Source organism: Segatella copri (assembly GCF_019249655.2).
GTDB lineage: Bacteria > Bacteroidota > Bacteroidia > Bacteroidales > Bacteroidaceae > Prevotella.
In genome coordinates, this window is the sequence record NZ_CP137557.1 from 786,579 (window position 1) to 807,500 (window position 20,922).

Consider the following 20,922-nt stretch of genomic DNA (forward strand, 5'->3'; position numbering starts at 1 on the left):
GCTATCTCGGTGATATTGTTTCTAGAATGCGTATATCAGGGAAAGGGCGGCTTTAGTTGGACCTACATAGTTGCGGTGGTCCTCGTTAAGACATTTGTCACATCTTCCGTAAAGCTTGTATGGGCTGTAGATGTATCCTAATCCGATGGATCCTTCGAGATTGAGATGCTCAGACAGCAGCCATTGGTATCCGTAGGTGAGACCACCACCGACATACCAGCCTTCGTAATGTCTTCCTTTCTCTGTCTTTGGCAAGATGCCGAAAGGCAGGTCCACATTTTTTACGTTGTATTCACCTCCAAGGGCATGGATGCCGAAGAAGTGGCCTCCAAATTTCTGGCAGGTGTACCAGCGGTACTCTGGCATTACGTTCCAGTAGCGCAATTTCTTGTCGCCTGAGAACTTCCAGGGATTCAGGGCGCCGAAAAGCTGAAAAGTGCTCTTCTTGCCCGTGCCTATTTCTAGACCAGCATTGAGCGAGGTGGTTGCCAGACCAAGCAGGTTGGTCTTCAGCGCTACCTCCTGCGCTCGGGTTACTACTGTTGAGAGAATCAGCAGCAATAACATCGGTGTTCGTTTGAACAATCTCTGCTTCTTCATCATATTTTTACTCTGTTGATTTTCTTACTTAAGGATAATGTTAGTTGCTTATTCTTATTATTGTCATTTACTTATTATCTCAGGTTTACCCTTGTAACAAAATGAATGTCGCCGGGTTTCCTTTTCGGTTGCAAATATAGGATGATTTTCTCACAATAGTTCGTTAATAATTCAATAATGTGCTAAGCAGCTATACGCTGTAAGCACGAGAGATCTTTGAAAATCTTGCTAATTAAAGTTCGGTTCGGGGTGTACCCGCTTGCTTTAAAAATTCGTTTCACCAGATAAATATTGGTCATCAGTGACTTGAATGAAGACATAGAATATTCCATTCCCATCTCCTTCATAGTTACCTTGGCAACATTTAGTGATGTGAACGAAGCATTGAAAGCAAAATCGAGTTTCCACTTATCGCGAGCCTGGCAGTCCATAAGACCAGTATAGCCTTTGGCGTCACGAAAGCAAAATTCGATCTGGAACCTGGTTCTATAATAAAGAAGTACTTCTTCACCCGAAAGTGAGGTGTCTGTAGAGAAGAATAGTTTCTTCTTGCCATTCGGCATCTGCCAGATGACAAGTCTAACTTTACACCTGAGTGCCTTGGAATAGGCTATCAAAGTATAAGCTGTTCCTTCTATATCTTTCATCTCCATCTTCTCCATTCGAGTGAGGTCAAGATTCTTCATATCAATCTTGCCATCCTTGGTCTTGGGGCGACCACGTTTTCCAGTACGTGGACCAGCATAGACATAAAAGAGACAAGCATTGTCACGAAAGCGGCTTATCAAAGAGAACCCTTCTTTCTTTATCCCATTAACAAATGTACTTGTAGAGAAGTAAGCATCTGCAACTATGAGGGTTGAGAGTTTAAGAAGTTCCTTGCGGTAACGCTTAATGACGCTGATATAGAAATCTACCATAGTCTTGTTTCTAAGACTCAGTTCTTTATTACTTAGCGACTGGTGTGCTTTTAACATCATGCAGTCTTTGGCATCAATATCAATGAGGCCAATACCCATGATTTCGAGACCATGTTTAACAGACTGTGCACATCCCGACCAAAAACGACCGATATGTGGAGTCTTCTTGCCAGCTTTGCTGATGTAGCTGGGATCAATGGCAATAGCCCATCTTCCCTGTTTACCAAAGAAGCGCTTGGCAAGTGAGACATTAAGTTTGAGCCAGTCAATGCTTTTCGACTTTTTTAAGCCGAATGCGTTGCGATAGGTTTGCTCAACATGCGAGCCATACCTCCCCATTTGGGTGAAATTTATCTTTCTTGGTATTACCATGAACAAAATTATCACCTCGATGAGTATTTTCTCGAAACTTTTTGTTAACTTTGCAGCCGAATCTTCAACTGCATCTTTAAAGATATCCATATATTGGTCAAGTCCTGTATTCATATAATTTTGCGTTTGTCGTGATTTGCAAAGTTACTGAAAATCAGCGACTTGACCAACTTTCTATAGTTAAGTTTTCATAAGCATTTCTTAATATAAGTTATTGATTTACAGACGATTAAATATTAATTTAACGCAGTATTGTTCTCAAAGATGCTTCAAAAAAGTGATGGAAATCAAGGGAAATGAAATGCAAACGTTTGCATCGCTGTGCAAAATGTGTGGGAGCACAAAATTTGTGAATATGATATAAGTGCCTGATATATAGAAAATAAAAAGCGAGGGTGTAAGTTGCACACCTTCGCTTATGAAACGTTGTTTTTTTGATGAATTTCTTTTTTGTGATTGGAGGAATGAAAGACCGGGAAAATCCGGCTTTTGGGGGCTATTTCAGAACTTCCATCGCCTTCTTCAGACCTCTATCCGCAGCCGAAAGCAAAAACTGTCTTTTCTTATTCATTGTCTTTTGGACGAATGCACAATTGTTACTTGCCATCATCTGGCAAAGGCCAGTTGGGTGATGGCTTGCGGGCAGCTCTCATCTCCTTGTCGAATTCTTCTACCATTTCTGGCAGTTCCTTGGCAAGGTTGTGACTCTCCGTAGGGTCGTTCTTCAGGTTGTAGAGTTCCAGCGGAGCGTTCTTCTTGATGGTTACGCATTTCCAGTCGCCCTTTCTCGCTGCCCGCTGCTTGCCTGGAAATTCCCAGTAGAGCAGTCGGTTGTCGGTGTTGATAGGCTTACCGTCCTGATAGGTCTGCTTGCCGTAGAAGAGGGGCAGGATGTTGATGCCGCTGTAGCCTTGAGGCAGTGCCTGCTCTGAACCGGCGAGGGCTGCGAAGGTAGGCATCACATCAGGGAAGTAGATGATGTTGTCGAGCGTCTGCACGGGTACGCGGTTGGGCTGGTTCACGATGAACGGCACGCGGATGCCGCCTTCGTAGAGCTGTGCCTTTCTGCCTCGGAATCCGGCATTGCAGTTGAACAGCTTCAGTGGGGCTTGCACGGCTGCGCCGTTATCCGAAGCGAAGATGACGAGCGTGTTGTCGCGGAGCTTCAGCTTATCCAGGGTTTTCAGCAGTCTGCCGATGGCTGCATCCATGTGGGTAACGAGCGAGGCATATCGCTTGTCGTTCATATCCCACGCTTCGTCGTCATACCACGAAGTGTTGTCGATGATGTATGGCTCGTGGGGGGCATCGTAGGCGAGATAGAGGAAGAATGGATGGTTCCTGTTGCGTTTGATGAAGCTGATGGCATCATCGGTAGAGATGTCGGTGTTGTGCTTCACGTGCTTGTCGTGCTCGTTTGCCTTGATGTGGATGAGCTTGTCGTTGTCGAACCGGTTGTAGGGATAATAATAGGGTGAGTTCGACTCTACGGTGCTGATGAGCCAGCCGTGAAATTCGTCGAAGCCACGGTAGATAGGCGATGCCTTCGGGTCGTATCCGTCGAGATGCCACTTGTTGACCAGACAGGTTTTGTAGCCTGCGGCTTTCAGCACGGTGGCGAGGGTGGTATCGGTGGGCAGGATGTTGGCTCTGCGCACAATGGTGGTATCGCCTTTCGGATTAATCTTGTAACCGGTCAGTCCGCCGGCTGTGCAGGTGTTGTCGCGGATGGTTGTGTTGCCCGTGTTCTTGCCTGTCATCAGGGCGCAGCGGGAAGGCGAACTGATTCCCGAACCGGCATAGCTCTGCGTGAATCGGGTTCCCGTTTCGGCTAGATGGTCGATGTTCGGAGTCTTGATACATTGACTGCCATAGCAGGAGAGGTCGCCCAATCCGAGGTCATCGGCTAGGATGAAGACGATGTTGGGGCGGTCGGGGGTAGCCTTCTGGATGCTGTTTCCGTTGGCTTCTGGGGTAGCTGAGGCTGCGTTGGCTGCCAATCCCGGAAGGGCGGCAGCCAGACAACTGCTACAATAGATCAGTTTCGTTTTGTTCATGATAGTTTATTTTATATTGTTTTGATTTATTTCAGAATTTCGAGTGCTTTCAGGAAAGCCCTGTCGGTGGCTCCGGCGGCATTCTGATAGATTTCCTTGATTTCATTCTCCGTCATTGGGTCGAGGAGATAATCGGGAGTGATACCCACGCCTTCCAGCAGTCTGCCCTGTGCATCCTTGGTCATGCAGGTTGGCATATAGAAATACAGATAGCTGGTTACGTTTCCCTTCCAGCCGCCGTTGCTTGCCGAGTTATCCATCAGCATGGATTGGGCTCCGCAACTGTTTCTTCCGATGAGCTTCACGTGGTTGCCCTGGCTCTTCAGAATAAGCGAGGTAATCTCCGACATACTGGCGCTGTGGTTATCCAACAGGATGGCGGTAGGAATTTCTCGCTTCAGACTGCTTCCGGTAACGGCGATTCGCTGCGGAATCCATGGGGTATAGCTATATGGGTTGTTATCTTCCTTCTTGCGAACGTAGGCATAGACGGCTGGCTGGGTTACCAGAAAGTCGGTCAGCAGTCGGGTATCAGCCACGGCACCACCGCCATTGCTTCTCACATCCAGAATAAGCTTCTTGATATCGCCCTTAGCCAGTGGCTCCAGGAATTTGCTGCGGTAGGTCTCTACCAGTTCATGGCCTGTGGTAAACTTCAAGTCTTCCCAGAAATTGGTGAATTCCCTTTCGTGCCACAGATAATCTGCCAATCGCTGCGCCATCCAGTTGCGGAAGGCTTTTTCCTCAGCCAGAGCCGGATATTGGGAATTCTGGGTAAGATAGTCTTTCAGGATGCTTACCGCCTCGGTGTTATCTGCTGAGGCTGGAAGTGACTGGATGAAAGATGGGGCGCTCTGATAGGCAGCGCACGAGAGATGATAAAGTCCCTGATAGTTCTTGCTTGCATTGTAAGCCTCCATCTTGGCGATGGCAGCCTTCACCTGGTCTGAAGTCAGATACTGGTTGGCTTGTGCCAGGAGCTGGTCGGCTTCTTCCTTTGCCTGGTCTATCTGATTAGGGTCAGTTACCAGTTCGCTGGCTTTCGTGGCAATCATCTGTTCGTCGATATGATACTTGTTTTCAGCATTCGTAGGCAGATAATCAGAATGATAGGTATAGACACAGTTTTCCGAGATATAGAAATTGCTGAATCCCAGATAGAAGACACCTGGGGCATCTTTCACGAAACCGCCCATCATGCTGAAGTTATCGGCCAGACTGCCGAAGGCTGTTCCGTCATCCTTTAATTGGCTGCGGGTGTAATCCCAGTGGTAAGCCATCGGGAAGATAGGTTCTCTTTCGTAGAGTTTGCTTTCAAACCGAACCGTTTCTGTGGATGAATGGGAAACCGGAAGGGTGATTTTCACGAAGAAATGCTGGTCGATAATCTGATTCATGATTTCCTGGAAATACTGCTTTGCCTTGGCATTGTCTGTCAGGATTTCAGCCTGTGTATTTTCTGATGAAGGCTTGAAGGTTTTCAGAGCTTCAAACTTCGGCTTGTACATTTCGTACACCTGTTCCCAGGAGAGGGAAGAGACCCCCGCCTGTTCGTTGAGGTCGCAATAGCGCTGGTTCATCACCCTCCAGAATATCTCAAACAAGTCGCCGTATGAACGGACGTTGGCATCGGTATAATCGGAAATAGACTTTGAGTTGGCGTCGTTATCCGATACACAACTGGTCAGCGACATCGCAAGGGATGCTGCCGACAACAGGAAAACCAGGAAGAATCGGATTCCACCTATTTTATATATAGGGCTTCTCATATCTGCTGTTACTTTTAAATGAATTTTTTAAGGCTTCTGCCCTTTCAGGGCGTGTGGAGCTAGAATAGTTTGTAGGCAATGCCAGCGGTGATGACGCTGGAGTTGCGGCGGGCAGTCTTGCTGGTACGGGCTTTCTCCTCGTAGATATGCGAGAAACCGTATTGGAAGTTATACCCGATGGAACCGTCTATTTTTCCGAAGGAATAACCTATCTTGATGCCGGCTTCTCCTCCAAAGAGGCTGCGGCGCAGATGGTTCTCGTTCTTCTTGAAATCGTAGGCGGTGTTATACTTGATGTAGGTTCCGTCGCCCTTGTATCCTTGCATGATGTTCATCGGATAGATGCCCTTGGTGTGCATGGAGGTGAAGTACTCGTAATATACGCCCACCTGTGGCTTGATCCACAATCCCTTTTCGTGGTAGGGATTATGAATCAGATAATATCCCACGTTGAGTGGGATGCTGATGAAATTGTTGTTGTATCGGGTGTTCCAGGAGTCGCCGCCGAGGTTCTGGTACAGGTAGTCGCGCTGTACGAATCGGATGCCGGTTCCCACAGCCAGGTTGTCAACTGCCAGATATTCCGCCCCGATACCAGCCGCCACTCCCGGTCTCACCTTATAGGTAGTGGTGGACAAGCCCGATACATCCGTATCGAGCACGCTGCAACTGACGCCTGCTTCTGCCTCCACCTTCCATCGGTAGGAGGTCTGCTGAGCCTGAATGCCCTGGCTGCAGAAGGCAAGGGCTATGGATAAATATACCTTTCTCATTTCTTTTCAAAAATCTTGCAAGCCTTGTTGCCTGCGATATAAGCTACGTATGCTTTTATTTGATAGTGAGGATAGGCTTTCTGCATATCTGCGGCGTAAGCCTTCACTTGTTGGGCATCTTCTAAGCGTGCCTCTTCCAATTGATCAACGATGCCTGCGTCTTTAGACTTGAAATATTTAAACTCAATGATGCGGCAGTCGTTGTGGAATGATGTGCCAGGAATGCCGGTCAAGACTAAGTCGGCACGACCTGATGGCAAGTTCTGTTCGATGGCGAATGTATAGCAATTGCTCAGGTAGCGGCTCAGTAACTCGAAAAATGAACAGCGAATGAAATTCTCGTTCATCTTGTCAAAGGCCTGGGCGGGAAGCTGACCTAAGTATTCCTTAACATAGTTACGGAATAATGGCTCCAGTTCTCGGTCTCTGGCAAATGCCTCGTATGCAGGAACAAACTTACGGGCATAGTCACTGATACTATTCAATTCGTTGTAGTAACTCATATATACGCTCTTGGTCGTCAAGTTTGGCAAAGCCATTTTGTAATTGTCCTTCAGGGTGGTCATACCCAAGTAGTAGAGGCTGATAGGGTAGAACTCTGGGGAAAAGAACTTTTGCTTGTTGAACTTGCTGCGTAAATCGGCTTGTGAATAGTACAATTCTCCATCCATCAACAGGCTGTCGAGCATTTCCTTGGCATTGTCAAGCGTGATGGTCAATCTTCTTATCCAACTAGTGTCGGTGCGCAGGTTCTCATCTACCATTTCCGTAGGGATGCCACCTCTCAGCTCTGCAAAGTTCTTGAGGAAGTAAGTCAGGATGGTAGAGTTGAACAACGGTTCTGCATTTGGCAAAAAGTGGTAACCGTCATAATTGTTGAGTATCAGAGTCCATAATTCCTCGAAAGAGGCTTGAGGGCCATATTTCTTGATGACATACTTCAGATATTGGGCTGCTTCCTCATGGGTAAAGCCCAATAGGTTGGTAAATTCAGGCTTCAGTGTCAACATTTCTGCGATGTTGTAGCCACTGGTTAAGTCATCCATGGTGACAGGCAGTACTCCTGTGCAGAAACAGGTGCGGATGGTTCCTTCACCAATGCCAGCCTTGATAATCTTGAAGAATGTTCGCAGGAAACTTTCCCCTGTGGTCAGGTTCTGGTACAGCGAATCCTTATAGACAACTAATAGCTGGTTGGTAAAGTTGTCGTATTCATCTATTAATATATAAAGAGGTGGAAGATTATGGGAAGCGATAAACTCGCATACTTCAATCAGCATGTTGGAGGCATTGCCATCCTCTCTGAACTTGAAATCTCCAAAAAGGTCTCTGTTGCGTTCCACCAATGTACGGAGTGGACTGCAATTCACGGCATTGAAGTTCTTCTCGATGTCTTCCTTCTTGCTGGCAACGGAAGTTGTGGAAAAGTCATATCTTACTACGAGATATTGGTTGTGCTCGTTTGTTGGGTGTTCGCCAATCCAAGTTCCACCAAATAAATCCTCGAATTGTGTTGCCATGTTGCGGTCGTAATAGTGAGCCAACATGGAAACGAGCAGACTCTTTCCGAATCTGCGAGGACGGAGGAAAACAGGTGCTTTGTAACGCTCAAGCAGTGGAATATAGTTGGTCTTATCCACATAATAATATCCCTTGTGGCGAATCTCTGCAAAGTTCGCCACAGCGTATGGAACGGTAATATCTGCCTGTGGGTATGTCATTGTCTAATTTTGTTTAATATAATAAAACTAGCCCCGCAAATGCCGCATAGAGTATCATGCGGATGGGATTGATCTTCATCACCTTCACGCCGATAAAGGTAGCAAGGAAGAGGGCGATGGAAATATAGAAATGCCAGGGATTGGCTGGCGTAGAGAAGTTCTCGCCGTTCATCAGGAGCAGGGCTGCGGCTCCCACCAAGCCGACGATGGCAGGACGAAGACCGATGAAGATGCTCTGAACGGCTGAGGTTTTCATATACTTGTACAGCATTCTGCTGATAAGAATCATCAAAATCAAAGAGGGGAGAACCAGGGCAAAGGTTGCCACGGCACTTCCGAGTATGGCCATCATACCGCCCATGCCTGCATTGTGCACAGCGGTATAGCCGCAATAGGTAGCAGCATTGATGCCGATAGGTCCTGGTGTCATCTGCGAGATGGCAACGACATCAGTGAACTCCTTCATCGTCATCCAATGATACTGCGTTACCACCTGTCCCTGAATCAGGGATATCATGGAATAGCCACCTCCGAATCCGAAGATGCCTATCTGAAGAAATACGATGAAAAGCTGAAGAAATATCATATGTTATTCTGTTGGTTGAATGAATTGTCCATAGATGTAGCCTCCCACGCCAGCGGCGATAATCACCCAGATGGGGTTGACACCTACCAGCCATATCAGAAGGGCGGAGAGAATAGGTATCCAGCAGTTGACGAGCGAAATCCTGGCGCTCTTGGCTAGCGAGAATGTAGGTACGGCTATCAATGCCACCACGGCAGGACGGATGCCTGCAAACAGGGCAGCCACCACCTTGTTGTCTTCAAACTGATGGAAAAATATAGCTATCGCCAAGATAATAAGAAATGATGGCAACGAAGCGCCGAGGGTGCAGACGATGGCTCCCGGTATCTTTGCCAACTTATATCCGAGCAGGGAACTCATGTTGATGGCCAAGGCTCCCGGACAAACCTGGGTAGTGGCGATGGCATCCAAGAATTCCTCCTTCGTCATCCAATGATGCTTGTCAACGACTTCGGATTCTATAATAGGAATCATGGCATAGCCACCACCAAAGGTGACTATGCCAATCTTCAAAAATGTCTTAAATAAATCTGTATATTTCATTTATTTTACTCTTTCTTCAATCCACTGACGTGCATTGACAAATGCCTCAATCCAAGGAGTTACCTCGTCGTTGCGGCGATCTGCTGGATACCAGGCATTCTGCCATGGGAAGATGGCACGCTCCAAGTGTGGCATCATTGCCAAGTGGCGACCATCTGCAGAGCAGATACCTGCTACGTTATAGTCACTGCCGTTAGGATTACCTGGATACTCAGCGTAGTTGTACTTCGCAATGATGTTGTAGTGATCCTCTGGCTCTGGCAAGTAGAAACGGCCCTCGCCGTGAGCTACCCAGATACCGAGCTTATCACCGCTCAAGCTACCGAACATCACACTGTCGTTCTGAGGAATAGTCAAACCGAGGAATGTACTCTCGAACTTCTTGGATGTGTTGTGGCAGAGGTGTGAACGATGCTTGTGCTCAGGATTGATGAGGTTCAACTCAACCATCAGCTGGCAACCGTTGCAGATACCGAGTGAAAGGGTATCCTCACGGGCATAGAACTTATCAAGTGCCTCCTTAGCCTTAGGATTGTAGAGGAATGCACCAGCCCAACCCTTGGCAGAACCGAGAACGTCGGAGTTAGAGAAACCACCGCAGAATACGATGAAGTTTACATCCTCCAAGGTCTCACGACCGGAAATCAAGTCGGTCATCATCACATCCTTTACATCGAAGCCAGCGAGATACATAGAGTATGCCATCTCACGCTCACCGTTGGTACCCTTCTCACGGATGATAGCTGCCTTGATGCCAGATGGCTTGCGGCGGTTGGCGTCGAGGCTGTAGCTAGCGAGAGTTCCCTTGAAGCCGTAACCGAAGTTCATCTCGATAGGCTGCTTCTTATAGTTGGTGTAACGCTTCTTGGCCATACCGTTCATGCTCTGCTTGCGGTCGAGGAGGTAAGATGTCTTATACCAGTCATCACGCAATGCATCGATATCGAACTCGTGCTCGAAGCCTTCCTTCTTGATGATAATCTTGCGGAGTTCAGGAGCTGGATAACCAATCTTGGCATAACCGATACCGTTCTCATCGAAGAATGCCTTCAACTCGTCCTTGTGGGCATCGCTTACCTGGATTACAACACCTGGGTTCTCAGCGAAGAGAGTCTTGATGATGTCGGCATCTGCGATGTCGTGGAGGTTGATCTTCATACCACCCTCTACGTTGGCGAATGTCATCTCGAGGAGAGTTGTAATCAAACCACCGGCACTGATATCGTGACCAGCCATTACCCAACCGCGGTTGATGAGCTCCTGTACGGCGTTGAAGCAGTCAACGAAGTACTCTGGGTTCTTTACGGTAGGAACATCGCTGCCCACCTTGCCCAGGCTCTGTGCGAAGGCTGAACCACCGAGGCGCTGCTCGTCGAAGCTGAAGTCGATATGATAGAGGCTAGAGTTCTTGTCGTTAACGAGAACAGGGCTAACCACCTTCTTGACATCTGAAACCTCACCGCCGGCACTTACGATAACGGTACCCGGAGCGATGATCTTCTCGCCGTTAGGATACTGCTGGGTCAATGAGAGAGAGTCCTTACCTGTTGGTACGTTTACGTGGATGGCGCAGCAGAAGTCAGACAATGCCTTCACACCCTCATACAGACGGGCATCCTCACCCTTCTGGCTGCGGCAAGGCCACATCCAGTTAGCAGAGAGGCTGATGCTGTCCATACCATCTGCCAATGGAGCCCATACGATATTAGTTAATGACTCTGCTACAGAGAGTACTGAACCTGCCTTAGGATCGGCAAGACCAGCCTGAGGAGCATGACCCATTGCTGTTACGATACCCTTCTCGCCACGGTAGTCGAGTGCTACGACACCACAGTCTGAGAGTGGCAACTGAATCTGACCCTGTCCCTGCTGACGGGCAATCTTACCTGTTACGGAACGGTCCACCTTGTTGGTCAACCAGTCTTTACAAGCCACAGCCTCCATCTGGAGAACACGCTTCAAGTACTCGTCGAGGTTATCTGCAGAATAAGTTACATCTTCATATTTACGCTCTACGGTCTCATCTACCATTACAGTCTTAGGAGTATGACCGAACATCTGAGCTACATCGAGGTCGAATGGCTTCACGCCGTCAGCCTGCTTGAAGCTGAAGTGAGCATCGCCAGTAGTCTCACCAACCACGTACATTGGAGCACGCTCACGGTCGGCAATCTTCTGAACTTCGCTGATATACTTCTCGTCGATGAGCAAGCCCATGCGCTCCTGGCTCTCGTTGGCGATGATTTCCTTGGCGCTCAAAGTCTTGTCGCCGATAGGCAACTTAGACATGTCGATTTCGCCACCGCACTCTTCTACCAACTCAGAGAGACAGTTCAAGTGACCGGCTGAACCGTGGTCGTGGATGCTGACTACTGGGTTCTCATCGTTCTCAACGAGTGCACGAACCAGGTTGTAGGCACGCTTCTGCATCTCAGGGTTGGCACGCTGAATAGCATTCAACTCGATACCATTGCTGTAACGGCCTGTATCTACGGAAGAAACAGAACCACCACCAAGACCGATGCGATAGTTGTCACCACCTACTACGACAACCTTGTTGCCCTTCTGTGGCTCACCCTTCTTGTAGTCACGCTTCTTGCCGTAGCCTACACCACCAGCAAGCATGATTACCTTATCGTATGCATACTTCTCGCCGTTCTCCTCGTGCTCGAAAGTAAGCACAGAACCGGTGATGAGAGGCTGGCCGAACTTGTTACCGAAGTCTGATGCACCATTAGATGCCTTGATCAGAATCTGCTCAGGAGTCTGATAGAGCCACTTACGCACTGGCATGATGTCTTCCCAGTCGCGCTCAGCATCGCTCTTGCCGTTGTCATCCTTCAATCGAGGATAAGCGGTCATGTAGCAGGCAGTACCTGCGATAGGCCATGAACCAACACCACCACCCATACGGTCGCGGATCTCACCACCCGTACCGGTAGCAGCACCGTTGAAAGGTTCTACAGTAGTAGGGAAGTTGTGAGTCTCAGCCTTCAGCGAGATGACACTCTCGATATCCTTCACCTGGAAGAAATCGCTGGTAGTCTGATCGGCTGGAGCAAACTGCTCGATAACAGGACCCTGAGAGAAAGCCACATTATCCTTATAGGCAGAGAGAATCTTGTTAGGGTTCTCGTTGGTGGTCTTCTTGATCATGCTGAAAAGAGAAGACTCCATCTCCTTGCCGTCGATGATAAACTGGCCGCCGAAGATCTTGTGGCGGCAGTGCTCTGAGTTGATCTGTGCGAAACCGAAGATTTCGCTGTCGGTGAGAGGGCGTCCGTTCTCTTTCTCCAGCTTGTGGAGATAAGCCATTTCGTCCTCGCTGAGGGCAAGACCCTCTTCCTCGTTGTACTTTTCGAGGTCATCGACGTACTTGATAGGTTCTGGCTGGTGGTTCACGGTGAACACATCCTGTCCGATACCGTTGTACATACGCTGGAGCATAGGGTCGTGCTCAGCGTCCTCGCTATCCACAGGGAAGTACTCCTCAATACGCGAAATGCCGTTAAGACTCATGTTCTGAGTTATCTCAACGGCATTCGTACTCCAAGGAGTAATCATTTCACGGCGTGGACCGACATAGAAGCCCTGCAACTGCTGGGCGTCCTCTAAAGTCGCGTCACCATAAAGCCAACAAAGTTCATTGATTTCGTCCTGAGATGGTTTGTGATCAATCTCGGTCGCAATCACACTCTTAGATGGAGTTCTGAAAAAAAGAATCATACTATTTCTCTTTTTATAAGTTTGTTAATGTATTCATTCTACCTCGGTAAAAAGCCCACATGATACATGTTTTGGCTTTCCGACTGCAAAGGTACTATAATTTTCTGACTTTGCCGCAAAGAATACACAATAATTTTCTTTTTTTAGTTAAAAAGGTGATAAATAGTGATTTAGAGGTTAAAATTCTATAAATGGTTTAGACAAATATTGTTTTGTTGAGTCTTATCAGTAACTTTGCACCACGAAAGCGGTGTTTTGAAAGCAAATGACAGAATTTCGAAAGATTTCCTTTCAGATGCGAAACTGTGAGTTCATAAATAGAATAGTAACTAGAAATTAAAATTAAGAAAGCAATATGAATAAGTTTTTAATTATGGCATTGATGGCAAGCACCTTGATGATGTCAAGCTGTGCATTGAAGAAGGATCTTCAGAATTGCCAGAGTGAGAATAGAGAATTGACTCAGAATTATCAGGATACTAAGGAGAAGTTGGCAGCTGCTGAGGCTCGCCTCGCTTCACTTCAGGAGCAGCTTTCTGGTACCAAGAAGGATTATGCCAAGTTGCAGAACTCTCTCGATAAGAGTTTGACCAATGCTAACCAGAACAACATCAGCATTGAGAAGCTCGTTGATCAGATTAACGAAAGCAACCAGTATATCCGCCACTTGGTTGAGGTGAAGAGCAAGAGCGATTCGCTCAACATGGTTCTTACCAACAACTTGACCCGTTCTCTCAGCCGTGAGGAGATGAAGGAGGTAGATGTTCAGGTGTTGAAGGGTGTGGTTTACATCTCTTTGGCTGACAATATGCTCTATCAGAGTGGTAGCTATGAGGTGAACGACCGTGCCAAGGAGACCTTGAGCAAGATTGCCAAGATTATCCAGGACTACAAGGACTACGATGTACTCATCGAGGGTAACACTGATAACGTGCCTGTAAGCACAACAAGTGCCAAGATGAAGAACATCCGTAACAACTGGGACCTCTCTGCTCTCCGTGCAGCTTCTGTTGTTCAGTATTTGCAGGATCACTTCGGCGTGAACCCTAAGCGTTTGACAGCTGGTGGCCGTGGTGAGTACAACCCTGTAACAACCAACAGTACAGAGGTGGGCAAGATGCGCAACCGTCGTACTCAGATCATCATCACTCCTAAGCTCGACCAGTTCATGGACTTGATCGACAAGGCTCCAGAGGAGAACTAATTTTTAGAATCATAATTTGATATTTTTAGAATCATAATTTGATAGCAGATATAGAAGGCACCAGCAGGCTCCGGCTTGCTGGTGCCTTTGTGTTTTTATATCAAAAATAGACTCTTTTTAATCATTTTGCTAGAAATAATATTAAATTCCTTTCTTTTTTCGGATATTTTTCGTAATTTTGCAGGCAAATTATCAAATTAGCCTGTGATGGCTTGATAAAGTGTATATTGCAAATTATTAATTTATATAATAGTATTGTTATGGAAAAGATTAAGATGACGACTCCATTGGTAGAGATGGATGGCGATGAGATGACAAGAATCCTCTGGAAGATGATCAAGGATGAACTGATCCTGCCTTTCGTAGATTTGAAGTCAGAGTACTATGACCTTGGTTTGCCTTACCGCGACCAGACCAACGACCAGGTAACCATCGACTCTGCCGAGGCTGCCAAGAAATATGGCGTGGCTGTGAAGTGTGCTACCATCACCCCAAATGCACAGCGCATGGATGAGTATAAGCTCCACAAGATGTGGAAGAGCCCTAACGGAACTATCCGTAGCATCATGGATGGTACCGTGTTCCGTGCTCCTATCACCATCCCTAGCATTCACCCTTGTGTGAAGAACTGGGAGAAGCCTATCACCATCGCCCGTCATGCTTATGGCGACGTATATAAGAGTGTGGAACTCCGTGCCGATGAGCCAGGAACTGCCAAGCTCGTGTTCGAGGGTAAGAGCGGCAAGAAGCAGGAAATCGAAATCCATAGCTTCGATGGCACTGGCGTTATCCAGGGTATGCACAATACCGATAAGAGTATCCGCAGTTTTGCACACAGCTGCTTCAAGTTTGCCATCGATACCAAGCAGGACCTCTGGTTCGCTACCAAGGATACCATCTCAAAGACCTATGATGCTCAGTTCCGCAAGATCTTCGAGGAAGTATATGAAAGCGACTACAAGAAGAAATTTGCCGAACTCGGCATTGAGTACTTCTATACATTGATTGATGATGCCGTGGCTCGTGTCATCCGCAGCAAGGGAGGCTTCATCTGGGCTTGCAAGAACTATGATGGTGATGTAATGAGCGATATGCTCAGCACAGCCTTCGGTTCGCTGGCGATGATGACTTCCGTTTTGGTTTCTCCTGATGGCAAGTATGAGTATGAGGCAGCCCATGGCACCGTAACCCGCCACTACTATCGCTACCTGAAGGGTGAGGATACATCCACCAACCCAATGGCTACCATCTTTGCATGGAGCGGTGCGTTGAGAAAGCGTGGTGAACTGGATGGTATCAAGGAACTGCAGGAGTTCGGCGACCAGTTGGAGGCAGCTTGCTTCGATACCCTGAATGATGGTATCGCAACCAAGGACCTCGTCAACCTGATGGAGGGTGTAGAGGCCAAGGCAGTTAATTCAGCCGGCTTTATCGCTGCCATCCGCGAAAGACTCGAAAAGAGATTGGGATAAAATGTTTTAAAGCATAAAAAAGCCTTGCCAGGAGTTCTCGTGAGAGAAACTGCTGGCAAGGCTTTCTTTTTTGTTTGTATCGGCTTTATTATATGGATTCTTATAGTTTCTTCTTCAAGGCATCAGAATAAAGTTTGAAGAAATCAACCTTGAGCAGTTGGCTGATGTGGAAGAGCATGCCAGAGTCAATGGTGGATCTATCATAAATCTTATATACGTTGGTGCGATGGCAACCTAATTCTCCGGCAAGCCATACGGATGTCTTGCCTTGCTTCTTGAGTTCTCGCTTGATGAGCTCCCCTATAACAATGGATGTCTTTGATTTATCTTTCATAACAACACAGATATTTAATACTTAATCCTAAACTTTTTGACCTTATCGGTTGCAAAAGTAGTATTAAAGTTTTTAACTAGCAAACAAACTTGTAGCCAATTAGATAACACCTAGTTAAAAAGTGTGACGAAATTACCGTCTTTATCATTTTTTAGCAAAAAAATAACCGCTGTCACACAATTGTAACCACGTGTAATGCTTGTTACAAAATAAAATTCGTATTTTTGCAGCAGAATTAAAGATTTAATCAGTTTAGATAAGATGGAAGAGAAAAATAAACGAATTCTGGTCGTTGACGATGAGCAAGACCTGTGTGAAATATTGAGTTTCAATCTTGAGACGGAAGGATATTATGTAGATACCGCCAACTCTGCCGAGGAGGCGCTGGAGATGGATGTTCCTTCCTATCATCTGCTGTTGCTCGATGTGATGATGGGGGGAATGAGCGGTTTCCAGATGGCGAAGAAGTTGAAAGAAAATCCTGTTACGGCAAATATCCCTATCATCTTCCTCACGGCTCGTGATACGGAGAATGATACGGTGACGGGATTCAACCTGGGGGCTGATGACTATATCTCCAAACCGTTCTCTATCCGTGAGGTGATGGTGCGCATCCGTGCCGTGCTGCGTAGAACAGCTGAGCAGAATGGTACTGCCGAGGAGCCTACCACGATTGGCTATCAGGGATTGCTGCTCAATCTCGATAAGAAGACGGTGAGCATCGACGGAGAGAATGTGCCGTTCACCAAGACGGAGTTCGAGTTGCTACGCCTCCTGCTGGAGGAGAAGGGCAGGGTGTTCTCACGCCAGGAACTCATCGACAGGGTATGGCCTAAGGATGTGATGGTGCTCGACCGAACGGTGGATGTCAACATCACCCGAATGCGTAAAAAGGTGGGCAGATTTGCCAAGTGCATCGTCACGCGCCTTGGTTTTGGTTATTATTTTGATGCGTAACGGTTATGTTTAAGATAAGTAATGTAGGTAGAAAGTTGTATTTCAGTGTGCTGACGGTGTTTCTCGTGTTCGCCGTCAGTTTTATCGTATTTCAGCAGAACAGGGAGAAACAGTTTAAAATCAATACCTTGACATTGAAACTTGCCAACTACAATGAACTGCTGATGGAAGATCTGCTGCTATCCACCTCGCAGGGCATTCTGCTCTCTGATAGCATTGATATGGTGGATAGCGTGCGGGTGGCTGAGGCTAAGCTGCAGGAATTCGTGCGTGCGCACGAGAGTAAAGACCTGCGTGTAACCCTGGTCAAGCCCGATGGCAAGGTGGTGTATGACAACATGAGCAAGGACTATCGCCATTTTTCCAATCATGCCAAGCGGGAAGAAATAGCAGAGGCATTGAAGGTGGGACAGGGTACTAGCGTGGAACGACAGTCGAAGACCTTGAAGCAGGATTATTTCTATGTGGCTTCTTATTTTCCAAAATCGCATCTCATTGTGCGTACGGCACTGCCTTATAATAATGATCTGGCAAAATCGCTTCAGGCAGACCAGCACTACATCTGGTTTGCCATCATTGCCATTATCCTTCTTACCATCGTGCTCTATCGCTTTACCTACCGATTGGGCAAGAATGTCTCTAAACTTACTATTTTCGCCTATAAGGCAGATCACAACGAGAGTCTGGAGGTGGAAGATTTGGCAAAATTCCCGAATGATGAGCTGGGCGAGATTGCCGAGCGCATTATAAAGATGTATAAGCGTGTGCAGACTACCCGAAAGGAACAGGATGTGCTGAAGCGTCAGCTTACACAGAATATTGCGCATGAATTGAAGACTCCAGTGGCAAGTATTCAGGGATATCTGGAGACGATTTTGGATAATCCTCATATCAACGAGCAAACCAAGGAACAGTTCCTGCAGCGTTGTTATGCGCAGAGCGAGCGACTTACTTCCTTGCTCCATGATATCTCAACGCTCAATCGCCTGGACGATGGATCGGATATGATTGATTTTGAAGCGGTGGATATTACGCAGATGGTGAATGACATCACGAAGGAGACGGCATTGGCTCGACAGGAGCACAAGATGACCTTTGATAACCAGTTGCCTGAACGCATCGTGGTGAAGGGAAACCGCAGTTTGCTCTATAGCGTGTTCCGCAATCTTACTGATAATGCCATAGCCTATGCCGGTGAGGGACGTACGATGACTTTGGAGGCAAAGGAGCAGGGGAACAAGTGGCATTTCATCTTCAGGGATAATGGTCAGGGTGTACCGCCGGAGCATCTGGCTCGACTCTTCGAACGATTTTATCGGGTTGATAAGGGACGCAGCCGCAAGATGGGAGGCACAGGTTTGGGACTGGCCATCGTCAAGAATGCCGTATTACTGCATGGTGGTACCATCAGGGTAAGCAATTTGCCAGAAGGTGGCTTGAAGTTTGAGTTTACTATCAAGAAGTAGAGTAGGCATAATAATAAAGTAAATACATTGTGCATGTGCGCACGCCTGTGCGCCTGCACACATGCACAACGTGTGCATGTATATAATAAGGAGCTTTGAAAGGAAAAAGGAAGAGAAGTGTTTTAGAATGTTAAATTTGAGATAAAAATGCAACTTTTTTTCGAAAACATTTGGCTGTTTCGAAAATAGTTAGTACTTTTGCACTCGCTTTTGAGAAATCAAGTATTACTCTAAGCAACTAAAGAAAGAGTTCTTTGAAAGATTTTACATAAACAGACAAGTAGTACAAGAAGCGGTTAACTTCTTAGAAATAAGAAAGTTGACTGGGTAAAAGAAACGAACCGTCAAGCAATTGACAAGTCAGGTTTACTAAGCTTCAATAAACGAAAAGGATATTCGTCCTAAGTACAGACGACAAACACCGAGTTACTTCTTCGGAAGTGACAAAGTAAAAATGATATTTTACAATGGAGAGTTTGATCCTGGCTCAGGATGAACGCTAGCTACAGGCTTAACACATGCAAGTCGAGGGGAAACGATAGAGAAAGCTTGCTTTTTCTAGGCGTCGACCGGCGCACGGGTGAGTAACGCGTATCCAACCTGCCCATCACTTGGGGATAACCTTGCGAAAGTAAGACTAATACCCAATGACGTCCATAGAAGACATCTGAAATGGATTAAAGATTTATCGGTGATGGATGGGGATGCGTCTGATTAGCTTGTTGGCGGGGTAACGGCCCACCAAGGCGACGATCAGTAGGGGTTCTGAGAGGAAGGTCCCCCACATTGGAACTGAGACACGGTCCAAACTCCTACGGGAGGCAGCAGTGAGGAATATTGGTCAATGGGCGAGAGCCTGAACCAGCCAAGTAGCGTGCAGGATGACGGCCCTATGGGTTGTAAACTGCTTTTATAAGGGAATAAAGTGAGTCTCGTGAGACTTTTTGCATGTACCTTATGAATAAGGACCGGCTAATTCCGTGCCAGCAGCCGCGGTAATACGGAAGGTCCGGGCGTTATCCGGATTTATTGGGTTTAAAGGGAGCGTAGGCCGGAGATTAAGCGTGTTGTGAAATGTAGACGCTCAACGTCTGCACTGCAGCGCGAACTGGTTTCCTTGAGTACGCACAAAGTGGGCGGAATTCGTGGTGTAGCGGTGAAATGCTTAGATATCACGAAGAACTCCGATTGCGAAGGCAGCTCACTGGAGCGCAACTGACGCTGAAGCTCGAAAGTGCGGGTATCGAACAGGATTAGATACCCTGGTAGTCCGCACGGTAAACGATGGATGCCCGCTGTTGGTCTGAATAGGTCAGCGGCCAAGCGAAAGCATTAAGCATCCCACCTGGGGAGTACGCCGGCAACGGTGAAACTCAAAGGAATTGACGGGGGCCCGCACAAGCGGAGGAACATGTGGTTTAATTCGATGATACGCGAGGAACCTTACCCGGGCTTGAATTGCAGAGGAAGGATTTGGAGACAATGACGCCCTTCGGGGTCTCTGTGAAGGTGCTGCATGGTTGTCGTCAGCTCGTGCCGTGAGGTGTCGGCTTAAGTGCCATAACGAGCGCAACCCCTCTCCTTAGTTGCCATCAGGTCACGCTGGGCACTCTGGGGACACTGCCACCGTAAGGTGTGAGGAAGGTGGGGATGACGTCAAATCAGCACGGCCCTTACGTCCGGGGCTACACACGTGTTACAATGGCAGGTACAGAGAGATGGTGTTCTGCAAAGCGCATCTAATCCTTAAAGCCTGTCTCAGTTCGGACTGGGGTCTGCAACCCGACCCCACGAAGCTGGATTCGCTAGTAATCGCGCATCAGCCATGGCGCGGTGAATACGTTCCCGGGCCTTGTACACACCGCCCGTCAAGCCATGAAAGCCGGGGGCGCCTAAAGTCCGTGACCGTGAGGAGCGGCCTAGGGCGAAACTGGTAATTGGGGCTAAGTCGTAACAAGGTAGCCGTACCGGAAGGTGCGGCTGGAACACCTCCTTTCTGGAGAGACGAATTTCCTATGAAGTGATAGGGAATCTGATTAAAAGTTCGCTTCTCTTCTTGTACGCACCATCTGTTTAATTAAATAGGAGACTGGGATTTCTTATACATTATATAATATATAGGGATGGCTCAAGCAAAATGGTTCAACTCCACAATCTCCACCATGCCTTTTAAGGCAAGAAGATCTTTGACATATTGACACAAGCAAAACTGTAAGTAATGAACTTTAGTTCAGACTAAAGTGAATCAAATCGCAAGATGAGATTTCACAAGTTAGAATACAGCTGAAAGTATGAGCTACTTATTCGTTATTCGGAAACGAGTAACAAGAATACAGTCGTAAAGAAAGTAAGAAAGGGCGTATGGCGGATGCCTAGGCTCACGGAGGCGATGAAGGACGTGATAAGCTGCGATAAGCTTCGG

General features: G+C 47.2%; 14 protein-coding genes and 2 rRNA genes (1 of these 16 cut by a window edge). 6 read left to right on the plus strand and 10 right to left on the minus strand.

Translation table 11 applies throughout. The features are described 5' to 3' along the window. Positions 1-21: 21 nt before the first annotated feature. The 9 genes from KUA49_RS03000 to purL all read right to left on the minus strand — a co-directional run bounded on the left by KUA49_RS03000 (position 22) and on the right by purL (position 13,067). Positions 22-603, minus strand: a complete 582-nt coding sequence (locus KUA49_RS03000; protein ID WP_412178593.1) for a DUF3575 domain-containing protein — start codon at positions 601-603, stop codon at positions 22-24. A gap of 179 nt (positions 604-782) precedes the next feature. Beyond that, positions 783-2,006 (minus strand): transposase, encoded by a 1,224-nt coding sequence (locus KUA49_RS03005; RefSeq protein ID WP_153093847.1) that lies wholly within the window; start codon positions 2,004-2,006, stop codon positions 783-785. A gap of 482 nt (positions 2,007-2,488) precedes the next feature. Then, positions 2,489-3,949 carry a sulfatase-like hydrolase/transferase gene (locus KUA49_RS03010; protein WP_218413423.1) on the minus strand — a complete coding sequence of 487 codons (1,461 nt, stop codon included), beginning with the start codon at positions 3,947-3,949 and terminating at the stop codon, positions 2,489-2,491. A gap of 26 nt (positions 3,950-3,975) precedes the next feature. Beyond that, positions 3,976-5,718 (minus strand): S41 family peptidase, encoded by a 1,743-nt coding sequence (locus KUA49_RS03015; protein WP_218413422.1) that lies wholly within the window; start codon positions 5,716-5,718, stop codon positions 3,976-3,978. A 59-nt stretch (positions 5,719-5,777) separates the two neighbouring features. Further along, on the minus strand, positions 5,778-6,491 hold the full coding sequence (locus KUA49_RS03020) for an outer membrane beta-barrel protein (RefSeq protein WP_218413421.1): 714 nt from the start codon (positions 6,489-6,491) through the stop codon (positions 5,778-5,780). Further along, positions 6,488-8,212: an ATP-binding protein gene (locus KUA49_RS03025; RefSeq protein WP_218413420.1), complete on the minus strand. Its 1,725-nt coding sequence runs from the start codon at positions 8,210-8,212 to the stop codon at positions 6,488-6,490. Before KUA49_RS03025 ends, KUA49_RS03020 begins: the two co-directional genes overlap by 4 nt. Positions 8,213-8,225: 13 nt before the next feature. Continuing rightward, positions 8,226-8,798 carry a chromate transporter gene (locus KUA49_RS03030; RefSeq protein WP_218413419.1) on the minus strand — a complete coding sequence of 191 codons (573 nt, stop codon included), beginning with the start codon at positions 8,796-8,798 and terminating at the stop codon, positions 8,226-8,228. 3 nt (positions 8,799-8,801) lie between these two features. After that, positions 8,802-9,341, minus strand: a complete 540-nt coding sequence (locus KUA49_RS03035) for a chromate transporter (protein ID WP_218413418.1) — start codon at positions 9,339-9,341, stop codon at positions 8,802-8,804. Further along, complete coding sequence (gene purL, locus KUA49_RS03040) at positions 9,342-13,067, minus strand: phosphoribosylformylglycinamidine synthase (RefSeq protein WP_218413417.1); 3,726 nt, start codon at positions 13,065-13,067, stop codon at positions 9,342-9,344. It abuts the gene before it with no gap. Positions 13,068-13,422: 355 nt separating this feature from the next. Here purL and KUA49_RS03045 point away from each other — a divergent pair, with 355 nt between their 5' ends. Further along, positions 13,423-14,271, plus strand: coding sequence for an OmpA family protein (locus KUA49_RS03045; protein WP_218413416.1), 849 nt, complete (start codon positions 13,423-13,425; stop codon positions 14,269-14,271). A gap of 260 nt (positions 14,272-14,531) precedes the next feature. Beyond that, positions 14,532-15,743 carry an NADP-dependent isocitrate dehydrogenase gene (locus tag KUA49_RS03050; protein WP_218413415.1) on the plus strand — a complete coding sequence of 404 codons (1,212 nt, stop codon included), beginning with the start codon at positions 14,532-14,534 and terminating at the stop codon, positions 15,741-15,743. Positions 15,744-15,843: 100 nt separating this feature from the next. On the opposite strand, the gene KUA49_RS03055 is transcribed toward KUA49_RS03050, so the two are convergent. After that, complete coding sequence (locus tag KUA49_RS03055; RefSeq protein ID WP_203051328.1) at positions 15,844-16,077, minus strand: XRE family transcriptional regulator; 234 nt, start codon at positions 16,075-16,077, stop codon at positions 15,844-15,846. Positions 16,078-16,338: 261 nt separating this feature from the next. Here KUA49_RS03055 and KUA49_RS03060 point away from each other — a divergent pair, with 261 nt between their 5' ends. The 4 genes from KUA49_RS03060 to KUA49_RS03075 all read left to right on the plus strand — a co-directional run. Continuing rightward, on the plus strand, positions 16,339-17,034 hold the full coding sequence (locus tag KUA49_RS03060) for a response regulator transcription factor (protein WP_218413414.1): 696 nt from the start codon (positions 16,339-16,341) through the stop codon (positions 17,032-17,034). A gap of 5 nt (positions 17,035-17,039) precedes the next feature. Beyond that, complete coding sequence (locus tag KUA49_RS03065) at positions 17,040-18,500, plus strand: sensor histidine kinase (protein WP_218413413.1); 1,461 nt, start codon at positions 17,040-17,042, stop codon at positions 18,498-18,500. A 464-nt stretch (positions 18,501-18,964) separates the two neighbouring features. Further along, positions 18,965-20,496 (plus strand): 16S ribosomal RNA (locus tag KUA49_RS03070). Between the two features lie 345 nt (positions 20,497-20,841). Next, positions 20,842-20,922 (plus strand): 23S ribosomal RNA (locus KUA49_RS03075); it runs 2,816 nt beyond the window's last position. The 16S and 23S rRNA genes sit together here, the layout of an rRNA operon.

What these genes read in the sequence shown, in the direction of transcription:
- KUA49_RS03000 (WP_412178593.1), bottom strand. Translation starts at nt 603, where the DNA reads ATGATGAAGAAGCAGAGATTGTTCAAACGAACACCGATGTTATTGCTG.
- KUA49_RS03005 (WP_153093847.1), bottom strand. Translation starts at nt 2,006, where the DNA reads ATGAATACAGGACTTGACCAATATATGGATATCTTTAAAGATGCAGTT.
- KUA49_RS03010 (WP_218413423.1), bottom strand. Translation starts at nt 3,949, where the DNA reads ATGAACAAAACGAAACTGATCTATTGTAGCAGTTGTCTGGCTGCCGCC.
- KUA49_RS03015 (WP_218413422.1), bottom strand. Translation starts at nt 5,718, where the DNA reads ATGAGAAGCCCTATATATAAAATAGGTGGAATCCGATTCTTCCTGGTT.
- KUA49_RS03020 (WP_218413421.1), bottom strand. Translation starts at nt 6,491, where the DNA reads ATGAGAAAGGTATATTTATCCATAGCCCTTGCCTTCTGCAGCCAGGGC.
- KUA49_RS03025 (WP_218413420.1), bottom strand. Translation starts at nt 8,212, where the DNA reads ATGACATACCCACAGGCAGATATTACCGTTCCATACGCTGTGGCGAAC.
- KUA49_RS03030 (WP_218413419.1), bottom strand. Translation starts at nt 8,798, where the DNA reads ATGATATTTCTTCAGCTTTTCATCGTATTTCTTCAGATAGGCATCTTC.
- KUA49_RS03035 (WP_218413418.1), bottom strand. Translation starts at nt 9,341, where the DNA reads ATGAAATATACAGATTTATTTAAGACATTTTTGAAGATTGGCATAGTC.
- purL (WP_218413417.1), bottom strand. Translation starts at nt 13,067, where the DNA reads ATGATTCTTTTTTTCAGAACTCCATCTAAGAGTGTGATTGCGACCGAG.
- KUA49_RS03045 (WP_218413416.1), top strand. Translation starts at nt 13,423, where the DNA reads ATGAATAAGTTTTTAATTATGGCATTGATGGCAAGCACCTTGATGATG.
- KUA49_RS03050 (WP_218413415.1), top strand. Translation starts at nt 14,532, where the DNA reads ATGGAAAAGATTAAGATGACGACTCCATTGGTAGAGATGGATGGCGAT.
- KUA49_RS03055 (WP_203051328.1), bottom strand. Translation starts at nt 16,077, where the DNA reads ATGAAAGATAAATCAAAGACATCCATTGTTATAGGGGAGCTCATCAAG.
- KUA49_RS03060 (WP_218413414.1), top strand. Translation starts at nt 16,339, where the DNA reads ATGGAAGAGAAAAATAAACGAATTCTGGTCGTTGACGATGAGCAAGAC.
- KUA49_RS03065 (WP_218413413.1), top strand. Translation starts at nt 17,040, where the DNA reads ATGTTTAAGATAAGTAATGTAGGTAGAAAGTTGTATTTCAGTGTGCTG.